Origin of the sequence: Pseudomonas sp. B20, assembly GCF_020515755.1 — a bacterium.
Taxonomy (GTDB): domain Bacteria; phylum Pseudomonadota; class Gammaproteobacteria; order Pseudomonadales; family Pseudomonadaceae; genus Aquipseudomonas; species Aquipseudomonas syringae.
The window spans coordinates 1-26,905 of the sequence record NZ_JAHPJG010000003.1 but is presented as its reverse complement, the minus strand read 5'-3'; the positions used below and the strand labels follow the sequence as shown (position 1 = coordinate 26,905).

The window sequence follows — 26,905 nt, the reverse complement described above, 5'->3', positions numbered from 1 at the left end:
ATGAGCAGCCCACTCTGTGTCGCTCTGGTCGCGGGTGAAGCATCCGGCGATATCCTCGGATCCGGTCTGATGCGTGCCCTCAAGGTGCGCCATCCCGATATCCGCTTCATCGGTGTCGGCGGTCCGTTGATGGAAGCCGAAGGCATGCAGTCCTCCTTCCCGATGGAACGTCTATCGGTGATGGGGCTGGTTGAAGTGCTCGGGCGACTGCGCGAACTGCTGGCCCGGCGCAAGTTGCTGGTCCAGACCCTGATCAATGAAAAGCCGGATGTCTTCATCGGCATCGACGCCCCTGACTTCACGCTCAACATCGAACTTCAACTGCGTCGCGCCGGCATCAAGACCGTGCACTACGTCAGCCCGTCAGTCTGGGCCTGGCGTCAGAAGCGTGTGCTGAAGATTCGTGAAGGCTGTGATCTGATGCTGACCCTGTTGCCGTTCGAAGCGCGTTTCTACGAAGAGCAGGGCGTACCGGTGCGTTTTGTCGGTCACCCGCTGGCAGATACCATCCCCCTGGAGTCCGATCGTGCAGGTGCTCGTGCTGGCCTGGGATTCGCGCAGGATACGCCGGTTGTCGCGCTTATGCCGGGCAGCCGGGGCGGTGAGGTGGGGCGTCTGGGCGGGTTGTTTTTCGACACGGCCGAGCTGCTGCTTGCCCGGCGCCCTGACCTGCGCTTCGTCCTGCCCTGCGCCAGCCCACAGCGGCGAGCTCAGGTGGAGCAATTGCTGCAGGGTCGTGATCTGCCCGTCACTCTGCTCGACGGCCAGTCGCACGTTGCCCTGGCTGCGTGTGATGCGGTACTGATCGCCTCCGGCACCGCGACCTTGGAAGCCCTGCTTTACAAGCGCCCCATGGTGGTTGCCTACCGCCTGGCGCCGCTGACCTTCTGGATCCTCAAGCGAATGGTCAAAAGCCCTTACGTGTCGCTGCCGAACCTGCTGGCCCAGCGTCTGCTGGTGCCTGAACTGCTGCAGGACGACGCTACGCCAGAAGCCCTGGCGCGTACGCTGCTGCCATTGATCGAAGACGGTCGCGAGCAAACCGCCGGTTTTGATGCCATTCACCGGATCCTGCGCCGCGATGCGTCCAATCAGGCCGCCGATGCGGTATTGAGCCTGCTCGGACGGTCGCCTTCACTGTGAGGTCGCCCATGATGCAAACAGGTCTGGATTTTACCCTCGTCGAGGACCTGGTGGCGGGTGTTGATGAAGTGGGTCGCGGCCCGCTGTGTGGTGCAGTGGTGACCGCCGCCGTCATTCTCGACCCGACCAGGCCCATTCTCGGTCTCAATGACTCGAAGAAACTGACCGAAGCCAAGCGCGAAAAGCTCTTCGTCGAAATTCAGGAGAAAGCCCTTTGTTGGTTCATCGCCAGGGCTGAAGTCGAAGAGATCGACCAGTTGAATATCCTGCACGCCACGATGCTGGCCATGCAGCGCGCCGTTGAAGGCTTGAGTATCACGCCCAGACTGGCGCTTATCGACGGCAACCGCTGTCCGCAGTTGTCGGTGCCCTCGGCGCCGGTGGTAAAGGGTGACTCCAAGGTGCCTGCCATCGCTGCCGCTTCGATTCTCGCCAAGGTGAGTCGGGATCGGGAAATGGCGGCGTTTGAACTCATCTATCCCGGTTATGGCATCGGTGGGCACAAGGGTTATCCTACGCCGGTGCATCTGGAAGCACTGGCCCGGCTCGGGCCTACGCCCATTCATCGGCGTTCCTTTGCACCGGTGCGTGCAGCCCACGAAGCGCGTGCAACGATAATGATGGGCGGCTCGCTTGCGCCGTCAGTCGGTTTGCTGCAGGACTGACGTTTCACTCCGGGCCAGCTACAATCCTGCCCTTCGTTTTTTGTATTTTCGCGTTTTATAGGATCACCATGCCGGCTTCTTTCGTTCATCTACGCCTGCACACCGAATATTCGCTGGTTGACGGCCTGGTCCGGGTCAAACCGTTGATCAAGGCGCTGACCGGCATGAACATGCCCGCCGTGGCGGTGACCGACCAGAACAACATGTGTTCGCTGGTCAAGTTCTACAAGGCCGCCCAGGGCTCCGGCATCAAGCCGATCTGCGGTGTCGACCTGTGGCTGGCGGGTAGGGACGAAGATGCTGCGCTCAGCCGCATCAGCCTGCTGGCCATGAATGCCCAGGGTTACCGCAACCTGACCGAGCTGATTTCCCGAGGCTTTATCGAAGGCCAGCGTAACGGTCAGATCGTCATTCAGCGCCAGTGGGTCGCGCAGGCCAGCGAAGGCGTGATTGCGCTTTCTGCGGCCAAGGAAGGCGAGATCGGCATGGCCTTGCTCGGCGGCAATCCGGGCGAGGCCGATGAACTGTTGCGCGAGTGGCTGGAAGTCTTTCCTGACCGCTTCTACATCGAAGTGCAGCGTACCAATCGCGCCAATGACGAAGAGCATCTGCACGCTGCGGTGGCCCTGGCCGAGCGTCACGGCGCCCCGCTGGTGGCGACCAATGATGTGCGCTTCATCAAACAGGCCGATTTCGAAGCCCACGAAACCCGCGTATGCATTGGTGAAGGCCGTGCGCTGGACGACCCGCGTCGCTCGCACAATTACAGCGATCAGCAATACCTGAAAAGCCCGGAAGAAATGGCCGAGCTGTTCAGCGACCTGCCGGAAGCGCTGGAAAACACCGTCGAGATTGCCAAGCGCTGCAACATTGACGTCAAGCTGGGCACGCACTTCCTGCCCAACTTCCCGATTCCCGATGGCATGACCATCGATGAGTATTTCCGCAAGGTCTCCTTCGATGGTCTGGAAGAGCGTCTTGCAGTCCTGTTGCCCAAGGACACGACCGAAGATTACGAAGCCAAGCGTCAGGTGTATGTCGACCGGCTGAATTTCGAGCTGGATATCATTATCCAGATGGGCTTCCCCGGTTACTTCCTGATCGTGATGGACTTCATCCAGTGGGCCAAGAGCAACGGCGTGCCGGTGGGGCCGGGTCGTGGTTCGGGTGCCGGATCGCTGGTTGCCTATGTACAGAAGATCACCGACCTCGACCCGCTGGAATACGACCTGCTGTTCGAACGCTTCCTGAACCCGGAACGGGTTTCCATGCCCGACTTCGACGTCGACTTCTGCATGGATGGTCGGGACCGGGTGATCGAATATGTGGCCGAGAAGTATGGTCGCAACGCTGTCAGCCAAATCATCACCTTCGGCTCCATGGCCGCCAAGGCGGTGGTGCGTGACGTGGCGCGGGTGCAGGGCAAGTCTTACGGGCTGGCGGATCGTCTGTCGAAGATGATCCCGTTCGAAGTCGGCATGACCCTCGAAAAAGCCTACGAGCAGGAAGAGATTCTTCGCGATTTCCTCAAGGTCGATGAGGAAGCGGCGGAAATCTGGGAGATGGCGCTCAAGCTCGAAGGCATTGTGCGTAACGTCGGCAAGCACGCCGGTGGTGTGGTTATTGCCCCGACCAAGCTGACCGACTTCTCGCCGATCTATTGCGACGAGGCCGGTGACGGTCTGGTGACCCAGTTCGACAAGGACGATGTCGAGGCTGCGGGGCTGGTGAAGTTCGACTTCCTCGGTCTGCGTACCCTGACCATCATCGACTGGGCGCTCAAGACCATCAACCGCGACCGCGCCAAGGTCAACGAAGAACCGCTGGACATCGCGTTCATCCCGCTCGACGACATGCCGACCTATCAGTTGCTGCAGCGTGCCGAGACCACGGCGGTGTTCCAGCTCGAGTCGCGTGGCATGAAAGAGCTGATCAAAAAGCTCAAGCCCGACTGCCTGGAAGACTTGATCGCACTGGTGGCGCTGTTCCGTCCCGGCCCGCTGCAATCGGGCATGGTCGACGACTTCATCAACCGTAAACACGGTCGCGCCGAGCTGTCCTATCCGCACGTCGATTACCAGTACGAAGGCCTCAAGCCGGTACTGGCACCGACCTACGGCATCATCCTGTATCAGGAACAGGTGATGCAGATCGCCCAGGTCATGGCCGGCTACACCCTTGGCGGTGCGGACATGCTGCGTCGTGCCATGGGTAAGAAAAAGCCCGAGGAAATGGCCAAGCAGCGCGGTGGTTTCATCGATGGCTGCAAGACCAATAACATCGACCCGGACCTTGCCGGTAACATCTTCGACCTGGTGGAAAAGTTCGCCGGTTACGGTTTCAACAAGTCCCACTCCGCAGCCTACGGGCTGGTGTCGTACCAGACTGCCTGGCTGAAGACTCACTACCCGGCGCCGTTCATGGCGGCGGTGTTGTCGGCGGATATGCACAACACCGACAAGGTCGTGACCTTGATCGAAGAAGTGCGCACGATGAAGCTGCGCCTCGACGCGCCGGACGTGAACACCTCGGAGTTCAAGTTCACGGTAAGCGACGATGGCCGTATTCTTTATGGCCTTGGTGCGATCAAGGGCGTAGGCGAGGGGCCGGTCGAGGCGATTACCGATGCGCGCCAGAGCGGGCCGTTCAAGGACTTGTTCGACTTCTGCGCTCGCGTCGACCTCAAGCGGGTCAACAAGCGCACCCTGGATGGCCTGATTCGCAGCGGTGCGCTGGATCGTCTCGGGCCGTACTTCGAACTGGAGCCCAAGGCCTATCAGGCCAATATCGACCGTAACCGTTCGGTGCTGCTTGCCGCGCTGGAAGAAGCCATTCAGGCGGCAGAGCAGACGGCGCGCAGTCATGACAGTGGTCACGCCGACCTGTTCGGCGGTCTGTTCGTCGAAGCGGATGCCGATGTCTACGCCAACCATCGCAAGACCCGCGAGCTGAGCCTCAAGGATCGTCTGCGTGGCGAGAAGGAAACCCTGGGGCTGTACCTGACCGGGCACCCGATCGATGAATATGAAGGCGAGATCCGCCGGTTCGCCCGGCAACGGATCATCGATCTCAAGCCGGCAAGAGACACTCAGACGGTCGCAGGCCTGATCATTGCCCTGCGCGTCATGAAGAACAAGAAGGGCGACAAGATGGGGTTCATTACCCTGGACGATCGCTCGGCGCGCATTGAGGCGTCGCTGTTTGCCGAAGCGTTCCATTCGGCTCAGTCACTGTTGCAGACCGATGCTATGGTGGTGGTCGAGGGCGAAGTCAGTAATGATGACTTCTCCGGTGGGCTGCGCTTGCGGGCCAAGCGTGTCATGAGTATCGAGGATGCCCGCACCAATCTGGCCGAGAGCCTGCGTGTGACGGTGCGTGCCGAAGCGCTCAAGGGCGATCGGCTGCGCTGGCTGGGCGATCTGTGCAAGCGCCATCGCGGTGCCTGTCCGATCACGGTGGACTACACGGGGCAGGACGCCCGCGCATTGCTGCAATTGGGAGAAGCATGGCGGATTGATCCTGCGGACAGCTTGATTCAAGCTCTGCGTGACCAGTTCGGACGTGAGAACGTCTTTCTCCAGTATCGTTGAACGTCGCAGGCTCGACTTGCGCTCAACCCTGAATTTTAATTTCGACCTGAACGCGCCGGTTCCGAACAGGAACGGCGCAGACGGATCAACCGGCCGGCCTCTTGGCCGTCGACCCAAGACGGATGCCTATGAACCCGAATTTTCTTGATTTCGAACAGCCTATCGCTGACTTGCAGGCCAAAATCGAAGAACTGCGCTTGGTGGGTAACGACAACTCGCTGAACATCGGCGACGAGATCTCCCGGCTGCAAGACAAGAGCAAGACGCTCACCGAAAGCATCTTCGGCAACCTGACCAGCTGGCAGATCGCGCGCATGGCGCGCCATCCGCGTCGTCCGTACACGCTGGACTACATCGAAAACATCTTTACCGAGTTCGATGAGCTGCACGGCGATCGTCATTTCTCCGATGATGCGGCGATCGTCGGCGGTATTGCCCGTCTGGACAACCAGCCAGTCATGGTCATCGGCCATCAGAAAGGCCGGGAAGTGCGCGAGAAGGTTCGCCGCAACTTCGGCATGCCGCGCCCCGAAGGCTATCGCAAGGCCTGCCGTCTGATGGAAATGGCCGAGCGCTTCAAGATGCCGATCCTGACCTTTATCGATACGCCGGGCGCCTATCCGGGTATCGACGCGGAAGAGCGCAACCAGAGCGAGGCCATTGCCTGGAACCTGCGCGTGATGGCCCGTCTCAAGACGCCGATCATCGCTACCGTCATCGGTGAAGGCGGTTCCGGTGGTGCGCTGGCGATTGGTGTCTGTGACCAGTTGAACATGCTGCAGTACTCGACCTACGCGGTGATCTCTCCGGAAGGCTGCGCGTCGATCCTGTGGAAGACCGCCGAGAAGGCCCCGGATGCTGCAGAAGCGATGGGCATCACCGCTGACCGCCTGAAAGGTCTGGGTATCGTCGACAAGGTCATCGCCGAGCCACTGGGTGGCGCGCATCGTGATCCGGTCGCCGCCGCTGCCTTGATTCGCGCAGAGCTGAGCAGTCAGCTGGCGATGCTCAAGGAGTTCGATAACGACGAGCTGCTGGCCCGCCGTTATGACCGCTTGATGAGCTACGGTCTGTAAGCTGCGTCGCCCCGATTGTTCCCACGTCTTGCGGGTGTCTGCCCGAGGGGCGTGGGAGCGAACCTGTTCGCGAAAGGGCGGGTTTGAGCACTGCAGCCGTTAGTGTGCGAACCCGCCAGGTCGGTGAAAAACATCCATGACCACCCCCTCACGCACCGGTCATGATCTTTCTGCCAGGCTTCTTCAAGTCTTGGCCAAGTGGCGTAATGCGCCTGTCTGGCATGTCGGTTTCTCCGGCGGCCTCGACTCAACCGTGCTTTTGCATCTTCTGGCTGAACTCGCCAGTCGCGAAACCCTGCCTGCGCTCAACGCCATCCATGTGCACCACGGTCTGCAGCCCGCTGCCGATGCCTGGCCAGAGCATTGTCAGCAGGTCTGCAAGACGCTCGGGGTGGCATTCGAGTCTGTTCGCGTTCAGGTCGAGCCCGCTGCAAGTCTCGAGCAGGCTGCCCGGCAGGCGCGTTACAGCGCCTTCAGCCAGCGGCTGGGTGAGGGCGAGGTGCTGCTGACGGGGCAGCATCGCGACGATCAGGCCGAGACCCTGCTGTTCCGTCTGCTGCGCGGCGCAGGTGTACGCGGTCTGGCTGCCATGCCCGATCAGCGAGTGCTGGGGCGTGGGCATCTGCTGAGGCCGCTACTGGATGTGTCGCGCATGCAATTGGAAGATTACGCGCGTCGGCACGGGCTGAACTGGATCGAAGATCCCAGCAATGACGATCAGCAGTTCTCGCGCAATTTTTTGCGCAGTCAGGTACTGCCGTTGCTGACCTCCAGATGGCCGCAGGCAGCGGCCAGTCTGGCGCGTACTGCACGCCACCTCGGCGAAGCGCAGCAATTGCTCGACGAGCTCGCGCTGCAGGATATTGCCAGCGCGCAGACTGCAACGTCGTTCGCTTGGGTTGGCCTGCCGGTGTTGAGTCTCGGGCCGATTGCCGCATTGTCCGCAGCCCGGCAGCGCAATGCACTGCGTCACTGGCTTGCGCCACTGACGCGCCTGCCGGACACCGATCACTGGGCTGGCTGGGAGGCATTGCGCGATGCGGCGCAGGACGCAGGTCCGTTATGGCGGCTGGCTGATGGAACGCTGCACAGGGCGCAGAATTGTATCTGGTGGGTGCCCGCTGACTGGCAGCCGCTCTGTCATCAGGCAGTGGACTGGACGGACCCTGGTGCGGCGCTGCACTTGCCCGGCAATGGCCGCGTGGTTCTGGAAGGCGAGGCGCCGTCGGGGTGTCTGCAAATCCGCTATCGGCAGGGCGGTGAAGTGTTACGCCTGGACGGGCGTGGCAGCCGTGATCTCAAGCGCCTGCTCAACGAGCAGTCAGTGCCGGCGTTTCTGCGCGGCAGATTGCCGCTGCTGTACCTCGATAACGTGCTGCTGGCGGTCGCCAACCTGCCTGGACTGGACGGTTCGCCCAATGAAAACTGGCGTTTGCGCTGGGTTGCGCCGACCGGCGACCAAAGTTTGAGCTGAAAGGCCCTTTCAGGTAGACTACGCTCCCTTCTTGATACAGCTTCTGTCGGCTCTTTTGAAACGACACGAGTTGCCGGTTACCAACCAGTATTTACTGGGTAATTCTTAAAATGTAGCGCACACCACACGGGCTTCGGCCGGTCGGTTTCAACGCAGCAGTTTCGGGAGTGCACCGTGAATTTTGTCGGTAATCGGGGGCTTCGGCCTTCCTTCGCTATCCCCGGCGGCTCTGACCGCTTTAACGCAGACTTCTAGGGTTTTTCATGACGCGCTACATCTTCGTCACGGGCGGTGTTGTTTCTTCATTGGGGAAAGGCATTGCCTCGGCTTCATTGGCGGCCATCCTGGAGGCGCGGGGACTCAAGGTCACCATGCTCAAACTGGATCCGTACATCAACGTGGACCCAGGCACCATGAGCCCGTTCCAGCACGGTGAGGTGTTCGTCACTCACGACGGCGCCGAGACTGACCTGGACCTTGGTCACTATGAGCGGTTCATCCGCACCACCATGACCCAGAACAACAACTTCACCACCGGCCGTGTGTACGAGCACGTCCTGCGCAAAGAGCGCCGTGGTGATTACCTGGGCGCGACCATTCAGGTCATCCCGCACATCACCGATGAAATCAAGCGCCGCATCATCAAGGGTGCAGGCGATGCCGACGTGGCGCTGGTCGAGATCGGCGGCACAGTGGGCGACATCGAGTCGCAACCGTTCCTTGAAGCCATCCGCCAGTTGCGCTTCGAAGTCGGCGCACGCCGCGCGATGCTGATGCACCTGACGCTGGTGCCGTACATCGCCACTGCCGGCGAGACCAAGACCAAGCCGACCCAGCATTCGGTGAAGGAATTGCGCTCCATCGGCCTGCAGCCTGATGTGCTGGTCTGCCGTTCCGACCACCCTATCGACGTTTCCTCGCGTCGCAAGATCGCTCAGTTCACCAACGTCGAAGAGCGTGCGGTCATCGCCCTCGAAGACGCGGACACCATCTACAAGATCCCGGGCATTCTGCATTCGCAAGGCCTGGACGATTTTGTGGTCGAGCGCTTCGGCCTGCAATGTGGTGGTGCCGACCTGTCCGAGTGGGACAAGGTCGTCGACGCCAAGCTCAACCCGGAACACGAAGTGACCATCGCGATGGTCGGCAAGTACATGGAGCTGCTCGACGCCTACAAGTCGTTGATCGAAGCCATGAGCCACGCCGGTATCACCAATCGCACCAAGGTCAACCTGCGTTACATCGACTCTGAAGACATTGAAAACCAGGGCACCGGCCTGCTGGAAGGCGTGGACGCGATCCTGGTTCCGGGTGGCTTCGGTCTGCGCGGCGTCGAAGGCAAGATCACTGCCGTTCAGTTCGCCCGTGAGAACAAGGTTCCGTACCTGGGTATCTGCCTGGGCATGCAGGTCGCGGTCATCGAGTTCGCGCGTAACGTGCTGGGCTGGAAAGACGCCAACTCCACCGAGTTCGATCGCACCAGCGCGCACGCTGTAGTGGGTCTGATCACCGAATGGGAAGACGCCACCGGCGCAGTCGAAACCCGTACCGAAAGCTCCGATCTGGGCGGCACCATGCGTCTGGGCGCGCAAGAGTGCCAGCTTGAAGCCGGTTCGCTGGTCCACGACTGCTACACCAAGGACGTGATTGTCGAACGTCATCGTCATCGCTATGAAGTGAACAACAACCTGTTGCCGCAACTGATCGAGGCCGGCCTGAAGATCTCCGGCCGCTCCGGCGATGGCGCGCTGGTTGAAGTGGTCGAAGCACCGGATCATCCATGGTTCGTCGCTTGCCAGTTCCACCCGGAATTCACCTCCACGCCCCGTGACGGTCATCCGCTGTTCAGCGGCTTCGTCAAGGCGGCACTGGCTCAACATCAGAAAAATTCCTGACAGGGACTGCAGACATGGCTCAGAAAATCATCCGCGTAGGTTCGATCGAGATCGCCAACGACAAGCCAATGGTGCTGTTCGGCGGCATGAACGTACTCGAATCCCGGGATATGGCCATGCAGGTCTGTGAAGAATACGTAAAGGTCACCGAAAAGCTCGGTATCCCTTACGTGTTCAAGGCCAGCTTCGACAAGGCCAACCGCTCTTCGGTGAACTCCTACCGTGGGCCGGGCCTTGAAGAAGGCATGCGTATTTTCGAAGAGATCAAGCGCACCTTCAACGTGCCACTGATCACCGATGTTCACGAGCCTCATCAGGCCGCCGTGGTGGCTGAAGTCTGCGACATCATTCAGCTGCCGGCTTTCCTGTCGCGGCAGACCGATCTGGTCGTCGCGATGGCGAAAACCGGCGCAGTCATCAACATCAAGAAAGCCCAGTTCCTTGCACCCCAGGAAATGAAACACATCCTGACCAAGTGCGAAGAGGCCGGTAACGATCAGTTGATTCTCTGTGAGCGTGGCTCCAGCTTCGGTTACAACAATCTGGTCGTGGACATGCTTGGCTTCGGCATCATGAAGCAGTTCGAATACCCGATCCTGTTCGACGTGACCCACGCCCTGCAGATGCCGGGCGGACGTTCCGATTCTGCCGGCGGCCGTCGCGCCCAGGTACTGGATCTGGCCAAGGCCGGTATCAGTCAGAATCTGGCCGGTCTGTTCCTTGAAGCCCATCCGGATCCTGACAACGCCAAATGCGACGGGCCATGTGCCCTGCGTCTGGACAAGCTCGAGCCGTTCCTGGCCCAGCTCAAGTCCCTGGATGAACTTGTAAAGAGTTTTCCGATCGTAGAGACCGCTTGAGCAGGGTTCTCCGGTAAAGTGCCGTTCCCCCGTCATTCGTGACGGGGTTGTCGCATTCAGGGCTGCCGGTTTTTGCGCCTGACTGTGAACATCGTTTTCCCGCTGCGTCGTTTTCGTCAATCCTGGAGTGTTTACAACAATGGCAAAAATCGTTGACATCAAAGGTCGTGAAGTTCTTGACTCCCGTGGCAACCCAACCGTTGAAGCAGATGTGCTCCTCGATAACGGCATCATCGGTAGCGCCTGCGCGCCGTCTGGCGCTTCAACCGGCTCGCGCGAAGCGCTGGAGCTGCGTGATGGCGACAAGAGCCGTTACATGGGCAAGGGCGTTCTGAAGGCTGTTGCCAATATCAATGGTCCGATCCGTGACCTGCTTCTGGGCAAGGACCCGGTCGACCAGAAGGCGCTGGATCACGCGATGATCGAGCTGGACGGCACCGAAAACAAGGCAAGCCTGGGCGCAAATGCCATCCTCGCGGTCTCCCTGGCAGCTGCCAAGGCGGCGGCACAGGATCAGGACCTGCCGCTGTACGCGCACATCGCCAACCTCAATGGCACACCGGGCGTGTACTCCATGCCGGTGCCGATGATGAACATCATCAACGGTGGCGAGCATGCCGATAACAACATCGACATCCAGGAATTCATGATCCAGCCTGTCGGCGCCAAGTCCTTCGCTGAAGGCCTGCGCTGGGGCACCGAGATTTTCCATCACCTCAAAGCGGTCCTCAAGGCGCGTGGCCTGAACACCGCAGTGGGTGACGAAGGTGGCTTCGCGCCTAACCTGGCATCCAACAAGGAAGCGCTCGACGCTATCGCCGAGGCTGTTTCCAATGCGGGTTATACGCTGGGCACCGACGTGACCCTGGCGCTGGACTGCGCAGCGAGCGAGTTCTACAAGAACGGCAAGTACAAACTGAGCGAAGAGGGCGAATACAGCTCTGCCGAGTTCGCCGAATACCTTGCCGAGCTGACTCGCAAGCACCCGATCATTTCCATCGAAGACGGTCTGGACGAGTCCGACTGGGATGGCTGGAAAATCCTCACCGACAAGATCGGCGAGAAAACCCAGCTGGTAGGTGACGACCTGTTCGTGACCAACACCAAGATCCTCAAGGAAGGCATCGACAAGAAGATCGCCAACTCGATCCTGATCAAGTTCAACCAGATCGGTACGCTGACCGAAACCCTGGAAGCCATTCAGATGGCCAAGGCTGCCGGTTACACGGCGATCATCTCTCACCGTTCCGGCGAGACCGAAGATTCGACCATTGCCGACCTCGCTGTGGGCACCTCTGCCGGTCAGATTAAAACCGGTTCGCTGTGCCGCTCCGATCGCGTGTCCAAGTACAACCAATTGCTGCGCATCGAGGAACAATTGGGCTCCAAGGCTGTGTATCGTGGTCGTGCCGAGTTTCGCGGCTGAGCCATAGATGGTAAAAAGACGCAGAGTGCTGCACGGATTCGGGTTCCCTGACTCGCCTGTGCAGCTCCGATGCTGACGCTCCGCGGTAATCTGGAGTGATTGAGCCTGGCTTATGTCAGGCTCAATGCCCTCAGTCGTTTGTTGTTCACGTTGGCTCTGCTGTCTTTTTTACTGGGTACCTGATATTTCAATGCGCAGTCCTAACTGGTTGTTCCTCGTCCTGCTCCTGTTGCTGGCTGGCTTGCAGTACCGCCTTTGGGTCGGTAACGGAAGCCTCGCGCAAGTGGCCAGCCTGACTCAGCAGATTGCCGACCAGCACGCTGAAAATCAGGTGCTGCTGGAGCGCAACCGCGTGCTTGATGCCGAGGTCATGGAATTGAAAAAAGGTCTGGAAACCGTCGAAGAGCGTGCCCGACATGAATTGGGCATGGTCAAGGACGGCGAAACCCTTTACCAGCTCGCGCAATAATCAAGTTGGTGCGATGAAAGACTTTCTTCCTGCCTTCTGGGCAGTGATACCTGCAGCGGGTATTGGCGCCCGCATGGCAGCCGACCGTCCCAAGCAGTACCTGCCACTGGGCGGCCTGACAATTCTGGAACACAGCCTGCTTTGCTTTCTCGATCACCCCCGGCTCAAGGGGCTGGTGATCAGTCTGGCTGTGGACGACCCTTACTGGGCTGCATTGCCCTGCGCGCATGACACCCGCATTCAGCGCGTGGACGGCGGCAGCGAGCGCTCAGGCTCGGTGCTCAATGCGCTGCTGCACCTGCATGCGCAGGGCGCCAGTGACAATGACTGGGTGCTGGTTCATGACGCTGCGCGTCCGAACCTGGCGCGCAGTGATCTGGATAATCTGCTTGGCGAACTGGCCGATGATCCTGTTGGCGGCCTGCTGGCCGTGCCGGCCCGCGACACGCTCAAGCGTGCCGACAGCAGCGGTCGTGTGTTGGAAACAGTGGATCGCAGCCTCATCTGGCAAGCCTTCACGCCGCAGATGTTTCGTCTTGGGGCCCTGCATCGCGCCCTGGCGGACAGCCTGGTCTCTAACGTCAGCATCACCGATGAGGCATCGGCCATTGAGTGGGCGGGTCAATCGCCCCGCCTGATCGAGGGGCGCTCCGATAACATCAAGGTCACTCGCCCCGAGGACCTGGAATGGCTACGTCAACGCCGTAGCGAGTTCGGCCGCTAAACACGTCCGCTACTGGCGATACTCATCGCGCATCGCCAATCCTTCCTTAAGATAATCCACCAGCTTGCGCACCTTGGGTGACAGGTGCCTTTGCTGCGGATAGAGCCCCCACACGGCCGTGTTGGGCGGTTGATGCGCCTCCAGCAATGAAACCAGCGTGCCGTCGTTGAGATGTTTCTGCACGTAGTAATCCGGCAACTGACACAAACCGACGCCGTGCAACGCGGCATCCAGCACGGCCTGGCCGCTGTTACAGCGCCAGTTGCCTTGCACGCGCTGGGAAAACTCACGTCCGTTCTGCTGGAGCTGCCAGGTATCGTTGCCTCCGATCAGGCAATTATGGCGATTGAGTTCCGAAAGGCTGTGCGGTCTGCCGTAACGCTCGATGTAGGACGGCGAAGCACACAGGTACATCTGCCGTGGCGCGAGGCGGGTTGCGACCAGACGCGAGTCCTGCAGCCGACCCAGACGAATCGCCAGGTCCATGCCTTCATGAACCAGGTCCAGCGTGTCGTTGCTCAGCTCGATATCGACCCGCAGGTGCGGGTACAGGTCCATGAAACGCGTGACCAGCGGCGTGATGAAGCGCTCGCCATAGGCCACGGCGCAGGTCATGCGCAACAACCCCTTGGGTTCGCTGGCCAGATCGCCCACCGCGCGCAGAGCTTCCTCGCGGCCGTCCTGCAGGCGCTGGCAGTGATGCAGAAAGGTCTGACCGGCTTCGGTGAGCGCGACCTTGCGCGTACTGCGGTAGAGCAGACGGGTCTGCAGGCGTTCTTCAAGGCGCACGATCTGACGGCTGACGTGCGACGAGGAGACCCCGAGCCGCAGAGCCGCCGCCGTGAACTGCCCGCATTCCGCGACCGCAACGAACTCATCCAGACCTTCCCAACGATTGGTGTACATCGATTATCCCTGTACAGCATTAATGTTTTGCTTTTAGCCGCATTACTCGTCAATTGGCACTGTACTACACTGCAATCCTTGTTTTTACCCGTCGGAGAAGATTGATGATCAAGTCGCGCGCTGCTGTCGCTTTTGAAGCCAAAAAGCCATTGGAGATCGTTGAAGTCGATGTCGCCATGCCCAAGGCGGGAGAAGTGCTGCTCAGAGTAGTGGCCTCCGGCGTTTGCCACACCGATGCCTACACACTGTCCGGGGCTGACCCTGAAGGGATCTTTCCATCGATCCTCGGCCACGAAGGTGGTGCGATTGTAGAGGCGGTGGGTGAGGGCGTGACCTCGGTAGTGGTCGGTGACCACGTGATTCCGCTGTACACCCCGGAATGCCGTCAGTGCAAGTTCTGTCGTTCGGGCAAGACCAACCTGTGTCAGGCGATTCGTGCCACTCAGGGTAAAGGCCTGATGCCGGATGGCACCACGCGCTTTTCCTACAAGGGCGAGCCGATTTTCCACTACATGGGCACCTCGACCTTCTCCGAATACACCGTACTGCCGGAAATCTCGGTGGCCAAAATCGACAAGCAGGCACCGCTGGAAAAAGTCTGCCTGCTGGGTTGCGGTGTCACCACCGGTATCGGTGCGGTGCTCAACACCGCCAAGGTCAAGCCTGGCGATACCGTGGCCATTTTCGGTCTGGGCGGTATTGGCCTCTCGGCATTGATCGGTGCGGCCAAAGCCAAGGCGGCTCGCATCATCGCCATCGACATCAATCCGGCCAAGTTCGAGATCGCCAAACAGCTGGGCGCGACTGATTGCGTCAATCCGAAGGATTTCGACCGTCCGATCCAGGAAGTCATCGTCGACATGACCGATGGCGGCGTCGACTTCTCGTTTGAGTGCATCGGTAATGTGCAACTGATGCGTGCAGCGCTGGAATCCTGCCACAAGGGCTGGGGCGAGTCGGTCATCATCGGCGTGGCCGGTGCCGGTCAGGAAATCGCTACCCGTCCATTCCAGCTGGTGACCGGGCGCGTCTGGCGCGGTTCGGCGTTTGGCGGCGTGCGTGGCCGTACCGAATTGCCGAGCTATGTGGACATGGCGCAGACCGGTGAAATCCCGCTGGATACGTTCATCACCCACACCATGTGCCTGGAAGACATCAACAAGGCGTTCGACCTGATGCATGAAGGCAAAAGCATCCGCACGGTCATTCATTTTTAAGGAGCAGCGGCAAGCTGTCAGCTCCAAGCGGCAAGCACGAAGGTCTCTTACCTGCTTGTAGCTTGCGGCTTATAGCTTGCAGCTGGAGGACATCACATGCCTTTGGAAAATATTTCCTGCCAAAAGAGCTTCGGCGGCTGGCACAAGCGCTACAAGCACCATTCTCAGGTGCTCGGTTGTGACATGGTGTTTGCCGTCTATCTGCCGCCACAGGCGGAGCAGGGCGGCAAGCTGCCGGTGTTGTACTGGCTGTCCGGCCTGACCTGCACGGATGAAAATTTCATGCAGAAAGCCGCCGCCCATCGACTGGCGGCCGAGCTGGGCATCATCATCGTGGCGCCTGATACCAGCCCGCGCGGTGCTGACGTGGCAGATGACCCTGACGGCGCCTGGGACTTCGGTCAAGGCGCGGGCTTCTACCTCAACGCCACCGAGCAGCCTTACGCGCGGCATTACCAAATGCATGATTACGTGGTCAAGGAACTGCCGACGCTGATCGAGGGGCATTTCCCGGCGTCACAGGTGCGCAGCATCAGCGGGCACTCGATGGGCGGTCACGGCGCGCTGGTCTGCGCATTGCGTAATCCTGGTCGCTATCGTTCGGTATCAGCGTTCTCGCCGATCAGTAATCCGATCGATTGCCCCTGGGGGCAAAAGGCATTCTCCCGTTATCTGGGCGAAGACCGTTCTCGCTGGCGCGAGTGGGATGCCAGCGTGCTGATTGCGCAGGCGTCCGAAAAGCTGCCGACCCTGGTCGATCAGGGCGATCGTGATGATTTTCTGGTCAACCAGCTCAAGCCCGAGGTGCTGGTTCAGGCGGCCAAGGCTGCGGACTATCCGCTGACCCTGCGCATGCAGCCAGGTTACGACCACAGCTATTTCTTCATCGCCAGCTTCATCGAAGACCATCTCAGGCATCACGCTGCAGCCTTGAACAGCTAACGCGCGCCAAAGCAGGTAGAATCACGCCCTGACTTTTTTCAGGGCGTTTTTTTATGCGTATTGGCCATGGCTTTGATGTGCACCGTTTCGCTGAAGGCGACTTCATTACCTTGGGCGGCGTGCGGATTGCACACGGGTTCGGCCTGCTGGCCCATTCCGATGGCGATGTCCTGCTGCATGCCTTGAGCGATGCGCTTCTGGGTGCCGCAGCGCTGGGCGATATCGGCAAGCACTTTCCCGACACGGATCCGCAGTTCAAAGGCGCCGACAGCCGCGTACTGCTGCGTCATGTCCTTACGTTGATTCATGGCAAAGGCTGGAAGGTCGGTAATGTCGACGCCACCATCGTCGCTCAGGCACCGAAAATGGCGCCGCACATTGATGCCATGCGTGCATTGATCGCTGCAGACCTTCAGGTTGAGCCGGATCAGGTCAACGTCAAGGCCACGACGACTGAAAAGCTTGGCTTTACCGGGCGTGAAGAAGGCATCGCGGTGCATGCCGTTGCGTTGTTGCTGCGCGCATGAATGAACGTGAACTGCTGGGCCCGCGAGCTTACGGCGAGGCACTGGGGCGTGCAGTCCTCAAGGCGACTGCCGAAGACTTTCAGGTCGACGAAGTGCTGGACATTCCGCTTTCCGGGGATGGCGAGCACTTGTGGCTATGGGTCGAGAAGCGCGGTCTGAACACGGAAGAGGCGGCCCGCCGACTGGCCAGGGCTGCGGGCGTCCAGCTGCGCACAGTCAGCTACGCCGGGCTAAAGGATCGCCAGGCACTGACCCGCCAGTGGTTCAGCATTCAGTTGCCTGGCAAGGCCGATCCTGATCTGTCCGCTGCGCAGGACGACACGCTGCAGATTCTCAAAAGTGGCCGCCACAAACGCAAACTGCAACGCGGCGCCCACGCGGCCAATGGCTTCACGTTGCGTCTGACCCAGCTGGATGCAGACAAGGACGCCTTGAATCAGCGTCTTGAAACCATTGTACGGCAGGGTATTCCCAATTATTTCGGCACGCAGCGTTTCGGCTATCAGGGCGGAAATCTTGGCGAGGCACGCGATTACGCCGCCCGCAAGGCGCTGCCTGAGCAACGCGCGGTGCGTTCGCGACTGTTGTCCACGGCGCGCAGTTACCTGTTTAACCGAGTGTTGGCCGCTCGGGTTGCCGATGGCAGCTGGCAGAAGGCTCAGGTCGGTGATTTGCTGGCGTTCACCGACAGCCGCAGCTTTTTCCCGGCCGGGGTGGATGAATGCAGCGATCCTCGTCTGGCGATCCTCGATCTGCACCCCACCGGACCTCAATGGGGTGAAGGCCCTTCGCCAGCTGGCGGTGCGACGGCAGCGCTGGAAAATACCGTTGCCGATGACGAATCCGTGTTGCGTGACTGGCTGGTCAGAGCGGGCATGGAGCACGAACGGCGCATCCTGCGACTGCCCATTGGGCGGCTGACGTGGCATTATCCCGAGTCTGACATTCTGCAACTGGAATTCGTCCTTCCGCCCGGATGTTTCGCGACCGTTTTGGTCCGCGAACTCATCGATCTGGTGCCGGTTGGGCAGACGGACAGCTCATGCGTATTCTGATATCAAATGATGACGGGGTGAATGCGCCCGGTCTTGTCGCGCTCCATGCGGCGTTGGCGAACTACGCCGACTGCGTGGTGATTGCGCCTGATCAGGACAAAAGTGGTGCCAGCAGTTCTCTGACACTCGACCGGCCCCTGCATCCGCACACCCTGGAAAATGGCTTCATCAGTGTCAACGGTACGCCCACCGACTGCGTGCATCTGGGCATTCACGGGCTACTGGAGCGTCAACCGGACATGGTGGTTTCAGGCATCAACCTGGGGGCCAATCTGGGCGACGATGTACTGTATTCCGGAACGGTTGCTGCAGCCCTTGAAGGGCGTTTTCTGCAGCGCCCGTCGTTTGCCTTTTCGTTTCTGTCACGTCAGCCGGATAATCTGGCGACGGCGGCGCATTACGCGCGCTTGCTGGTCGAGGCCCATGAGCAACTCGACCTGCCACCCCGCACGGTATTGAACGTGAATATTCCCAACCTGCCGCTCGAGCATATCCGCGGCATTCAATTGACCCGATTGGGGCATCGTGCCCGCGCTGCAGCACCGATCAGAGTCGTCGACCCGCGTGGCCGCGCCGGCTACTGGATCGCTGCTGCCGGCGACGTCGAGGACGGCGGTACCGGGACCGACTTTCATGCGGTCGTACAAGGCTACGTATCGATCACGCCGTTGCAGCTGGATAGAACCTATCAGGACGGATTCAGCAGCCTGAACACCTGGCTGGAGGGACTTCGTTGATGTCACGCGAGCAGGATGATCTATTGCGTCGAGGGATCGGAATGACGTCGCAGCGTACCCGCGAGCGTCTGATTCAACGCCTCTGCGAAGAGGGCATTTCCAACCAGCGGGTACTGGACGTCATTCGCAAGACGCCCCGGCATCTGTTTGTCGATGAAGCGCTGGCGCATCGCGCCTATGAAGACACCGCATTGCCCATCGGCCACAACCAGACCATTTCCCAGCCTTACATGGTCGCGCGGATGAGTGAGCTGCTGTTGGCAGCCGGGCCGCTGGACAAGGTCATGGAGATCGGTACCGGGTCCGGCTATCAGACTGCTGTGCTGGCGCAGTTGGTGGAGCGAGTGTTTTCCGTCGAGCGCATCAAGGTGCTTCAGGATCGCGCCAAGGAGCGTCTGGTCGAACTCAACCTGCGCAACGTGGTGTTCCGCTGGGGTGACGGCTGGGAGGGCTGGCCAGCCCTGGCGCCGTATAACGGCATCATCGTCACGGCGGTGGCCACCGATGTACCGCAGGCATTGCTCGATCAACTGGCACCGGGAGGCCGATTGGTCATCCCCGTGGGCTCGGGGGAAGTTCAGCAGTTGATGCTGATCATCCGTGAAGAACACGGTTTTTCCCGGCACGTGCTGGGGGCTGTGCGCTTCGTGCCACTGCTCAACGGACCCATCGCTTGAAGATTGTCTGCGGTAACAATGAATTCTGGCGTCAGTCATCGGTCTACAGCGCGCGGCCCGGAATGTTAAATGGCCTGATGGCATCATTCCCACGCAGCTGATTGATACTTAACAGCGTTTTTCAGCGGATATCACTGGCTGCCCGTCGCTATTACGGCACAATAGGCATCTTTTTTGAATTCAGTCACCAGTAAAGGGAGTGGCGGGTGAGTCTCACAGTCATTCAGCAGCTCAGGTCTTCAAGAAGTTATCAGCGTCTGGTGATTGGCATTGCTCTCAGTGTCCTTTTGGTCGGCTGCTCCAGCTCGCCTTCAGGCGGCGTTCGCGTCGTTGATCGCAACGGCAATGCCGTGGCCCAGCGCCCGACGGTGACCACTGGGCAATACGTGGTCAGGCGCGGCGACACACTTTTTTCCATTGCATTTCGTTACGGCTGGGACTGGAAGGCGCTGGCTGCCCGCAACCAGATTCCCGAGCCGTTTACCATCAAGCCTGGTCAGACAATTCGCTTTGACGGACGCTCCTCTTCAACGCCGAGCGTGGTTTCAACGTCGGGCGGCGGGCGTCCAGTGACGTCCACATCGACCACGACCAGCAGCTCCGGATCCGTCAAAACCACGGTGATGTCCAAACCCGTTGCGGTTGTACCCGTGGTTATACCTCCGTCGGCGACCACCGGGACAGGCCCGGCTGGCAAGTCTCCGACGGGTTGGACCTGGCCTTCGAGTGGCATTTTGATAGGAAAATTTTCCTCAAACGGCAGTTTGAATAAAGGAATTGATATCGCTGGTGATTTGGGACAGCCTGTTTTGGCAGCGTCTGATGGTTCAGTTGTTTACGCCGGAAGTGGATTACGGGGCTACGGCGAATTGATCATCATCAAACACAGCGATACCTACGTCAGTGCCTACGGTCATAACCGCAGGCTTTTGGTACGGGAAGGACAACAGGTCAAGGCAGGGCAGACGATTGCCGAAATGGGGTCAACAGGAACTGACCGGGTGAAACTGCATTTTGAGATTCGCCGCCAAGGGAAACCTGTAGATCCGTTAGGATTCTTGCCACGTCGTTGATAGTTGTCAGCCTGTTCCTGGCGTAATAGGAACAGGCTCAAGCGTTGCCATGGAACCAGGCGATGCTGGAGCTTGAGGTCGAACTCACCAAAGGACTAAAACAATGGCTCTTGGCAACGAAGCGCCGGAGTTTGACATCGATGATGAAGTGCTCCTTATGGAAGCCGGCATTGTCCTGAAGGAAGCGTCAAACGAGAAGCAGCCAGCCGCTGTCTCGGGACGTACCAAGGTCAAGCATTCAACATCGCTCAAACAACACAAGTACATTGACTACACGCGGGCGCTCGATGCTACCCAGCTGTACCTCAATGAGATCGGTTTTTCTCCTCTATTGTCCCCGGAAGAAGAAGTGCATTTTGCGCGCCTGTCGCAAAGTGGAGACCCGGCCGGGCGCAAACGCATGATTGAAAGCAATCTGCGGTTGGTAGTGAAAATTGCCAGACGCTATGTCAATCGTGGGCTGTCATTGCTTGATCTGATCGAGGAGGGCAACCTGGGGTTGATCCGGGCGGTCGAGAAGTTCGACCCGGAGCGCGGCTTTCGTTTTTCGACCTACGCTACCTGGTGGATTCGTCAAACCATCGAACGCGCGATCATGAATCAGACGCGGACCATCCGGCTGCCGATTCATGTGGTCAAGGAGCTGAACGTTTATCTGCGTGCGGCCAGAGAGCTGACTCAGAAGCTGGATCACGAACCCTCTCCTGAAGAGATTGCCAACCTGCTGGAAAAACCGGTAGGCGAGGTCAAGCGCATGCTGGGCCTGAACGAGCGTGTCTCCTCGGTGGACGTTTCGCTGGGGCCGGATTCGGACAAGACGCTGCTTGATACCTTGACCGACGACCGTCCGACAGACCCCTGCGAGCTGCTGCAGGACGACGATCTCTCACAAAGCATCGATCAATGGCTGTCTGAACTGACCGAGAAGCAGCGCGAGGTGGTGATTCGCCGCTTTGGCTTGCGCGGGCATGAAAGCAGCACGCTTGAAGATGTAGGGCTTGAGATCGGTCTGACGCGTGAGCGTGTAAGGCAGATTCAGGTCGAAGGACTCAAGCGCCTGCGTGAGATCCTTGAGAAAAACGGTCTGTCCAGCGAGTCTCTCTTCCAGTAATTCCCTTCCGCAGCATCCATCCAGGGCCGATATGACACAGTGTGTGTATATCGGCCTTTTTATATGTCTTCCATAATTTCAATGTTGCTGCGCGTCCTGTCAGCCGACGCTGTTCTGCCTGGTCGATAACGGGGTGCTTGTACTCAGAGGTTTCAAAGCCTGTAAGTCATTGCGTACGCTTGCTGTAAGTCATTCAGGTAAGCGGAGTGAGGCTTGTTGCCAATTCGTCGGTTTTTTCATCGCAAGGTGTTGTTTTAGAAGAGTTTTAAATTTTGAAAGCTGACTGTTCAGGAAATATTCTGGAGCGTTTCGGGTGTTGCTCTCCAGGGTTAAATCTCTAATATCGAAGCTGTGCCGACGGACAGGCACAGGCCATCAAGGATGACGGTCAGGGATATCGCGGGATGCGATTCATCAGGACGATGACAAGGGAATACAGGGATCAAGGAAAAATGTGGGCGGGTCATACCGCCCCTTTTTTTGTTTGCAGAAAATCGTCTTCAACAAAAAAGGCCCTCTTGAGGGCCTTTTGTCTGTATGGAATCTAGCGTTCCAGATCAGCGATCTTGCCTGTTTTGCCATCCCACTCTGCCGCATCCGGCATCGCATCTTTCTTTTCGGTGATGTTGGGCCAGACTTCGGCAAGCTCGGCATTCAGCTCGATGAAGTTTTCCATGCCGGCAGGGATCTCGTCTTCCGAATAGATGGCTACGGCAGGGCACTCTGGCTCGCAGAGCGCGCAGTCGATGCACTCGTCCGGGTGGATCACCAGGAAATTCGGGCCTTCGTAAAAGCAGTCCACCGGACAGACTTCTACGCAGTCGGTGTACTTGCACTTGATGCAGTTGTCGGTGACGACGAAGGTCATTTCTAATTTTCTCCTCAGGCGGCTGCGGCAGAGCCCTTCCAGACAGGGGTGCCAGGTTCGGGAGGTTTCCCGGCCCTATGAAAACACGTGCTTTTGGTGGGTGGCCTTGAGGCAGTAAGACTGCGTCGTCTACTACCTGTCCCTGCTACCTACCGGCGGTTCGCTGCATTTTCACGCGGCTCGAAAAACGCCTCGACCAGGCTAAAAGCCGAGAGCGTCCCAAACCGCGCGGGATTCTAACAGTATGTAATGCTTCACGTCACAGGCGAGTTTGCAATGTGTATAGCAAATCCAGTGCCTGTCGCGGGGTCATATCGTCGACCTTGACCTTCGACAGCTCGTCGAGCACCGGGTGCGGCAGACTTGCGAACATATCGCTCTGCTGCGGGACGGCCGGCTTGCCGGGTTTGGCGCGCGGCTGCTCGTGCGGCAGGCTGGTGGTTTCCAGACGCTGCAAGTGCTCCTTGGCGCGGCTGATGACCTTGCCCGGCACACCGGCCAGTTGCGCCACGGCCAGTCCGTAGCTCTGGCTCGCAGGCCCTGGCAGTACGCGGTGCAGGAACACGATGCGCTCATTATGCTCGGTGGCGTTGAGGTGCACATTGGTCACCAGCGGTTCGCTTTCCGGCAACACCGTCAGTTCGAAATAGTGCGTGGCGAACAGTGTGTAGGCACGCAGTTGCGCGAGGCATTCAGCTGCCGCCCAGGCCAGCGACAGGCCGTCGAAGGTACTGGTGCCGCGTCCGACTTCGTCCATCAATACCAGACTTTTATCGGTGGCGTTGTGCAGGATGTTTGCCGTTTCGCTCATTTCGACCATGAACGTCGAGCGTCCGCCCGCCAGGTCGTCGCTGGAGCCGATGCGGGTGAAGATCCGGTCGACCAGCGACAGTTCGCAGCTGGCAGCGGGAACGAAGCTGCCGATATGGGCCAGCAGCACGATCAGCGCCGTCTGACGCATATAGGTCGATTTACCGCCCATGTTCGGGCCGGTGATGACCAGCATGCGCGTGCTGTCGTCCAGCGCCAGGTCGTTGGCAACGAAAGGCGTACTCAGGACCTGTTCAACGACCGGATGGCGACCCTGCTCGATGCGCATGCACGGTTCGGCGACAAAGCGTGGGCAATTGAGGTCCAGGTTCAGCGCGCGCTCCGCAAGGTTGCTCAGCACGTCCAGTTCGGCCAGCGCCGCAGCGGTATCCTGAAGCGGCGCAAGATGGCCGATCAGGTCTTCGAGCAGTGTTTCGTAGAGCATCTTTTCCCGAGCCAGCGCGCGGCTCTTGGCCGACAACGCCTTGTCTTCGAACTCCTTGAGCTCGGGCGTGATAAAGCGTTCGGCACCCTTCAGGGTCTGGCGGCGTATGTAATCTGCCGGCGCCTGCTCGGCCTGCTTGCTTGGCAGCTCGATAAAATAGCCATGCACGCGGTTGTAGCCGACTTTCAGGTTGCCAAGACCGGTGCGGGCTTTTTCGCGGGCTTCCAGGTCGATCAGGAACTGACCGGCGTTTTCGCTCAGCGACTGCAGATCATCCAGTTCAGCGTCGTAGCCAGTCTTCAAAACGCCGCCGTCGCGGATGACGGCAGGCGGATTGTCGATGATCGCGCGCTGCAGCAGGTCGGCCAGCTCGGGATAGGTGCTGGCCGTCTGCGCAAGTTGCTGCAGGTGCGGCGCGTCCAGATCGGTCATCGCCTGTTGCAGTTCGGGCAGGGCGCTCAGTGCGTCGCGCAGGCGGGCGAGGTCACGTGGCCGCGCGTTACGCAGGCCGATACGCGCCAGAATCCGCTCTATGTCACCGATTTCCTTGAGCTGTGGCTGCAGGTTTTCGAAGCGATAGCGTTCCAGAAAGCAGGTGATCGACGTCTGGCGTGCCTGAAGGATGGTCAGGTCGCGCAACGGCCGGTTCAGCCAACGGGTCAACAGGCGTGTCCCCATCGCGGTCTGGCAGCGGTCCATGACCGATTGCAGGGTGTTGTCACGGCCTCCGGACAGGTTGGTGTCCAGTTCCAGGTTACGGCGACTGGCTGCATCGAGGATCACGGTATCGTCGAGACGTTCGTGACGCAGGCTGCGTAAATGAGGCAGGGCGGTGCGCTGGGTTTCCTTGGCATAGCTGAGCAGGCAGCCGGCAGCACCGATGGCCAGTGTCAGGTTTTCGCAACCGAACCCCTTCAGGTCCTGGGTTGCAAACTGCTGACACAGACTTTTATGGGCTGAGTCGCGCTCGAAATCCCAGGGCGCGCGACGTCGAGAACCGCGGCGCTTCTCGGCAGGCAGACCTTGTGGCCAGTCATCCGGAATCAGCAACTCGACCGGGTTGATGCGCTCGAGCTCGGCCAGCAGGTTCTCCCAGCCCTTGATCTCCAGCACGCTGAAGTTGCCGCTGGTGATGTCCAGTACTGCCAGGCCGAACAGGCGTTCGTCACCCAGCACGGCGGCGATCAGGTTATCGCGGCGCTCGTCGAGCAGGGCCTCATCGCTGATGGTCCCTGGCGTGATGATCCGCACCACCTGGCGATCCACCGGCCCCTTGCTGGTGGCGGGGTCGCCGATCTGCTCGCAGATCACCACCGATTCGCCCAGTTTCACCAGCTTGGCCAGATAACCCTCGGCTGCGTGGTAGGGAATCCCGCACATGGGAATGCTCTGACCTGCCGACTGGCCGCGTGCGGTCAGGGTTATGTCCAGCAGCTTGGCGGCTTTCTTCGCGTCTTCGTAGAAGATCTCGTAGAAATCGCCCATGCGATAAAACATCAGTTGATCCAGGTGCTGGTTTTTGAGTTTCCAGTACTGCTGCATCATCGGAGTGTGTGCGGAGAGGTCGGAAATTGCTTTATTCATCAGTGGCTTAGGCAAGTTCTTGAGAGGAGTGAGGCAACCTTGAGACGCGACGGGTGGCCCTTGTCTGAAGCAAGGGGCGTCTGCCGGGTATGTGCGATGGCGGCAAGGTTATCACGCTCGACCGGGTGGTGCAGTGACAGCGTGGCTTCCTGCGTATTGGTGACCGGGCGTTTCCAGACAGCCATGCATCCCGATTTGCCGTATAGACTTTCATCGCTGCCGCTCGATCACCGGGCGGTAACTTATAAAAAAGGACTTTTATATGAAGAACAAACGAGCAAGAGATTCTGTCAGCGGGCGCTTCATCCCTTTGGAAGAAGCCAGAAAAAGGCCGAGAGAAACCACGGTGGAAACGGTCAAAAAGCCCGGGCGCAGGAAAAATGACAAGTAAAGCAGCATGCTCAGCCCCGTTGCGCGGCAGGTGCGCCGCCTCAGGATTCACCTTTACAGGCTTTCCAGCATGAACGATTACACCGTGAATGAGATAACCGGGCTTGCCGATATGCTTGGCAAGCTTCTGGGCGCAATGAACGCGCAAGTGACCACTGCCGAATCCTGTACGGGGGGCGGAATCGCTGAAGCGATCACGCGCATTGCCGGCAGCTCGGCGTGGTTCGAAGCGGGCTACGTGACCTATTCGAATGCCCAGAAGACCCGCCAGTTAGGGGTGCCCGAGGTGTTGTTCGAACAGGTCGGGGCAGTCAGCCAGGCGGTTGTCGAAGCCATGGTGCGAGGCGCACAGCGTGAAAGTGGTGCACGATTCGCCGTAGCGGTCAGTGGTGTCGCAGGGCCCGGCGGCGGTTCGCCGGACAAACCGGTCGGTACCGTGTGGCTGTGCTGGGGCAAGGATGATGCGCTGATCGCCCGGCGTTGCCACTTCGATGGCGACCGTGATCAGGTCCGTCGACAGACGGTCGAAGCCGCGCTGCACGGGCTGATACAGCTTGCGCGCGGAGAAATGCCAAAACAGGGGTAGGCGCGCGCTCACTGCTGTGGAATAATACTGTCTACTTATACAGGTGTTGTGGCCATCAAGGCCCTAATTGAATTTGATTACGTGAGGACTTCAATGGACGACAACAAGAAGAAAGCCTTGGCTGCGGCCTTGGGTCAGATCGAGCGTCAGTTCGGTAAAGGCGCCGTGATGCGCATGGGCGATCATGATCGCCAGGCGATCCCTGCCATCTCCACCGGTTCGCTGGGTCTGGATATCGCACTCGGTATTGGTGGTCTTCCGAAAGGCCGGATCGTGGAAATCTACGGTCCTGAGTCTTCCGGTAAAACCACACTGACGCTGTCGGTCATCGCTCAGGCCCAGAAAATGGGTGCTACCTGCGCCTTTGTCGACGCCGAGCACGCACTGGATCCGGAATACGCCGGCAAGCTGGGCGTCAACGTCGACGACCTGCTGGTTTCGCAGCCGGACACCGGTGAGCAGGCGCTGGAAATCACCGACATGCTGGTGCGCTCCAACGCCATTGACGTGATCGTGGTCGACTCCGTTGCTGCGCTGGTGCCCAAGGCAGAGATCGAAGGCGAAATGGGTGACATGCACGTGGGTCTGCAGGCGCGTCTGATGTCGCAGGCGCTGCGCAAGATCACCGGCAACATCAAGAACGCCAACTGCCTGG

At 59.5% G+C, this 26,905-nt stretch carries 24 protein-coding genes; 21 read left to right on the top strand and 3 right to left on the bottom strand.

Annotated features, from left to right (window positions below; all coding sequences use genetic code 11):
- From lpxB to ispD, 10 genes are all read left to right on the top strand, one after another.
- Nucleotides 1-1,143, top strand: coding sequence for a lipid-A-disaccharide synthase (gene lpxB, locus LIX91_RS03900; RefSeq protein WP_016567417.1), 1,143 nt, complete (start codon nucleotides 1-3; stop codon nucleotides 1,141-1,143).
- 11 nt (nucleotides 1,144-1,154) lie between these two features.
- Nucleotides 1,155-1,808, top strand: coding sequence for a ribonuclease HII (gene rnhB, locus LIX91_RS03895; protein ID WP_198699603.1), 654 nt, complete (start codon nucleotides 1,155-1,157; stop codon nucleotides 1,806-1,808).
- A 68-nt stretch (nucleotides 1,809-1,876) separates the two neighbouring features.
- Complete coding sequence (gene dnaE, locus LIX91_RS03890) at nucleotides 1,877-5,398, top strand: DNA polymerase III subunit alpha (RefSeq protein ID WP_003415548.1); 3,522 nt, start codon at nucleotides 1,877-1,879, stop codon at nucleotides 5,396-5,398.
- Nucleotides 5,399-5,526: 128 nt separating this feature from the next.
- On the top strand, nucleotides 5,527-6,474 hold the full coding sequence (accA, locus tag LIX91_RS03885; protein WP_003339568.1) for an acetyl-CoA carboxylase carboxyl transferase subunit alpha: 948 nt from the start codon (nucleotides 5,527-5,529) through the stop codon (nucleotides 6,472-6,474).
- Between the two features lie 136 nt (nucleotides 6,475-6,610).
- A complete protein-coding gene (tilS, locus tag LIX91_RS03880; RefSeq protein WP_226488001.1) occupies nucleotides 6,611-7,948 on the top strand; it encodes a tRNA lysidine(34) synthetase TilS in 1,338 nt (445 codons plus the stop codon).
- Between the two features lie 263 nt (nucleotides 7,949-8,211).
- Nucleotides 8,212-9,843 (top strand): CTP synthase, encoded by a 1,632-nt coding sequence (locus LIX91_RS03875; protein ID WP_003364819.1) that lies wholly within the window; start codon nucleotides 8,212-8,214, stop codon nucleotides 9,841-9,843.
- 14 nt (nucleotides 9,844-9,857) lie between these two features.
- Nucleotides 9,858-10,703 (top strand): 3-deoxy-8-phosphooctulonate synthase, encoded by an 846-nt coding sequence (gene kdsA / locus LIX91_RS03870; RefSeq protein ID WP_003314314.1) that lies wholly within the window; start codon nucleotides 9,858-9,860, stop codon nucleotides 10,701-10,703.
- Between the two features lie 139 nt (nucleotides 10,704-10,842).
- Nucleotides 10,843-12,129: a phosphopyruvate hydratase gene (eno, locus tag LIX91_RS03865; protein WP_003364816.1), complete on the top strand. Its 1,287-nt coding sequence runs from the start codon at nucleotides 10,843-10,845 to the stop codon at nucleotides 12,127-12,129.
- Nucleotides 12,130-12,319: 190 nt separating this feature from the next.
- Nucleotides 12,320-12,598, top strand: coding sequence for a cell division protein FtsB (gene ftsB, locus LIX91_RS03860; RefSeq protein ID WP_003314315.1), 279 nt, complete (start codon nucleotides 12,320-12,322; stop codon nucleotides 12,596-12,598).
- Between the two features lie 13 nt (nucleotides 12,599-12,611).
- Complete coding sequence (gene ispD / locus LIX91_RS03855) at nucleotides 12,612-13,322, top strand: 2-C-methyl-D-erythritol 4-phosphate cytidylyltransferase (RefSeq protein WP_003314316.1); 711 nt, start codon at nucleotides 12,612-12,614, stop codon at nucleotides 13,320-13,322.
- Between the two features lie 9 nt (nucleotides 13,323-13,331).
- On the opposite strand, the gene LIX91_RS03850 is transcribed toward ispD, so the two are convergent.
- On the bottom strand, nucleotides 13,332-14,228 hold the full coding sequence (locus LIX91_RS03850) for a LysR family transcriptional regulator (protein ID WP_226488000.1): 897 nt from the start codon (nucleotides 14,226-14,228) through the stop codon (nucleotides 13,332-13,334).
- 104 nt (nucleotides 14,229-14,332) lie between these two features.
- On the opposite strand from LIX91_RS03850, the gene LIX91_RS03845 reads away from it, so the two are divergent.
- The 8 genes from LIX91_RS03845 (at nucleotide 14,333) to rpoS (ending at nucleotide 21,567) form a co-directional block, all read left to right on the top strand.
- A complete protein-coding gene (locus tag LIX91_RS03845; protein ID WP_226487999.1) occupies nucleotides 14,333-15,445 on the top strand; it encodes an S-(hydroxymethyl)glutathione dehydrogenase/class III alcohol dehydrogenase in 1,113 nt (370 codons plus the stop codon).
- A 96-nt stretch (nucleotides 15,446-15,541) separates the two neighbouring features.
- Nucleotides 15,542-16,387: an S-formylglutathione hydrolase gene (fghA, locus tag LIX91_RS03840; protein WP_046236727.1), complete on the top strand. Its 846-nt coding sequence runs from the start codon at nucleotides 15,542-15,544 to the stop codon at nucleotides 16,385-16,387.
- 53 nt (nucleotides 16,388-16,440) lie between these two features.
- Complete coding sequence (ispF, locus tag LIX91_RS03835) at nucleotides 16,441-16,914, top strand: 2-C-methyl-D-erythritol 2,4-cyclodiphosphate synthase (RefSeq protein ID WP_003409333.1); 474 nt, start codon at nucleotides 16,441-16,443, stop codon at nucleotides 16,912-16,914.
- A complete protein-coding gene (gene truD, locus LIX91_RS03830) occupies nucleotides 16,911-17,969 on the top strand; it encodes a tRNA pseudouridine(13) synthase TruD (protein WP_046236728.1) in 1,059 nt (352 codons plus the stop codon). The genes ispF and truD overlap by 4 nt, the downstream gene beginning before the upstream one ends.
- Nucleotides 17,957-18,706, top strand: coding sequence for a 5'/3'-nucleotidase SurE (gene surE / locus LIX91_RS03825; RefSeq protein ID WP_226487998.1), 750 nt, complete (start codon nucleotides 17,957-17,959; stop codon nucleotides 18,704-18,706). Before truD ends, surE begins: the two co-directional genes overlap by 13 nt.
- A 41-nt stretch (nucleotides 18,707-18,747) precedes the next feature.
- Entirely contained in the window at nucleotides 18,748-19,383 is a 636-nt protein-coding gene (locus tag LIX91_RS03820; protein ID WP_003364797.1) for a protein-L-isoaspartate(D-aspartate) O-methyltransferase, read from the top strand.
- Nucleotides 19,384-19,589: 206 nt separating this feature from the next.
- Entirely contained in the window at nucleotides 19,590-20,456 is an 867-nt protein-coding gene (locus LIX91_RS03815; protein ID WP_003409336.1) for a peptidoglycan DD-metalloendopeptidase family protein, read from the top strand.
- 103 nt (nucleotides 20,457-20,559) lie between these two features.
- Nucleotides 20,560-21,567 (top strand): RNA polymerase sigma factor RpoS, encoded by a 1,008-nt coding sequence (gene rpoS / locus LIX91_RS03810; protein ID WP_003314325.1) that lies wholly within the window; start codon nucleotides 20,560-20,562, stop codon nucleotides 21,565-21,567.
- Between the two features lie 544 nt (nucleotides 21,568-22,111).
- On the opposite strand, the gene fdxA is transcribed toward rpoS, so the two are convergent.
- Nucleotides 22,112-22,435: a ferredoxin FdxA gene (gene fdxA, locus LIX91_RS03805; RefSeq protein ID WP_002554692.1), complete on the bottom strand. Its 324-nt coding sequence runs from the start codon at nucleotides 22,433-22,435 to the stop codon at nucleotides 22,112-22,114.
- Between the two features lie 259 nt (nucleotides 22,436-22,694).
- The gene (mutS, locus tag LIX91_RS03800; RefSeq protein ID WP_161420914.1) at nucleotides 22,695-25,262 is read right to left on the bottom strand and encodes a DNA mismatch repair protein MutS; all 2,568 of its coding nucleotides are present in this window, start codon (nucleotides 25,260-25,262) and stop codon (nucleotides 22,695-22,697) included.
- 274 nt (nucleotides 25,263-25,536) lie between these two features.
- On the opposite strand from mutS, the gene LIX91_RS25575 reads away from it, so the two are divergent.
- The 3 genes from LIX91_RS25575 to recA all read left to right on the top strand — a co-directional run.
- Nucleotides 25,537-25,665 carry a hypothetical protein gene (locus LIX91_RS25575; RefSeq protein ID WP_004406207.1) on the top strand — a complete coding sequence of 43 codons (129 nt, stop codon included), beginning with the start codon at nucleotides 25,537-25,539 and terminating at the stop codon, nucleotides 25,663-25,665.
- Nucleotides 25,666-25,749: 84 nt separating this feature from the next.
- Nucleotides 25,750-26,250 carry a CinA family protein gene (locus tag LIX91_RS03795; RefSeq protein ID WP_032702706.1) on the top strand — a complete coding sequence of 167 codons (501 nt, stop codon included), beginning with the start codon at nucleotides 25,750-25,752 and terminating at the stop codon, nucleotides 26,248-26,250.
- Between the two features lie 93 nt (nucleotides 26,251-26,343).
- On the top strand, nucleotides 26,344-26,905 hold a 562-nt coding region (gene recA / locus LIX91_RS03790; protein WP_226455914.1), incomplete at its 3' end, for a recombinase RecA.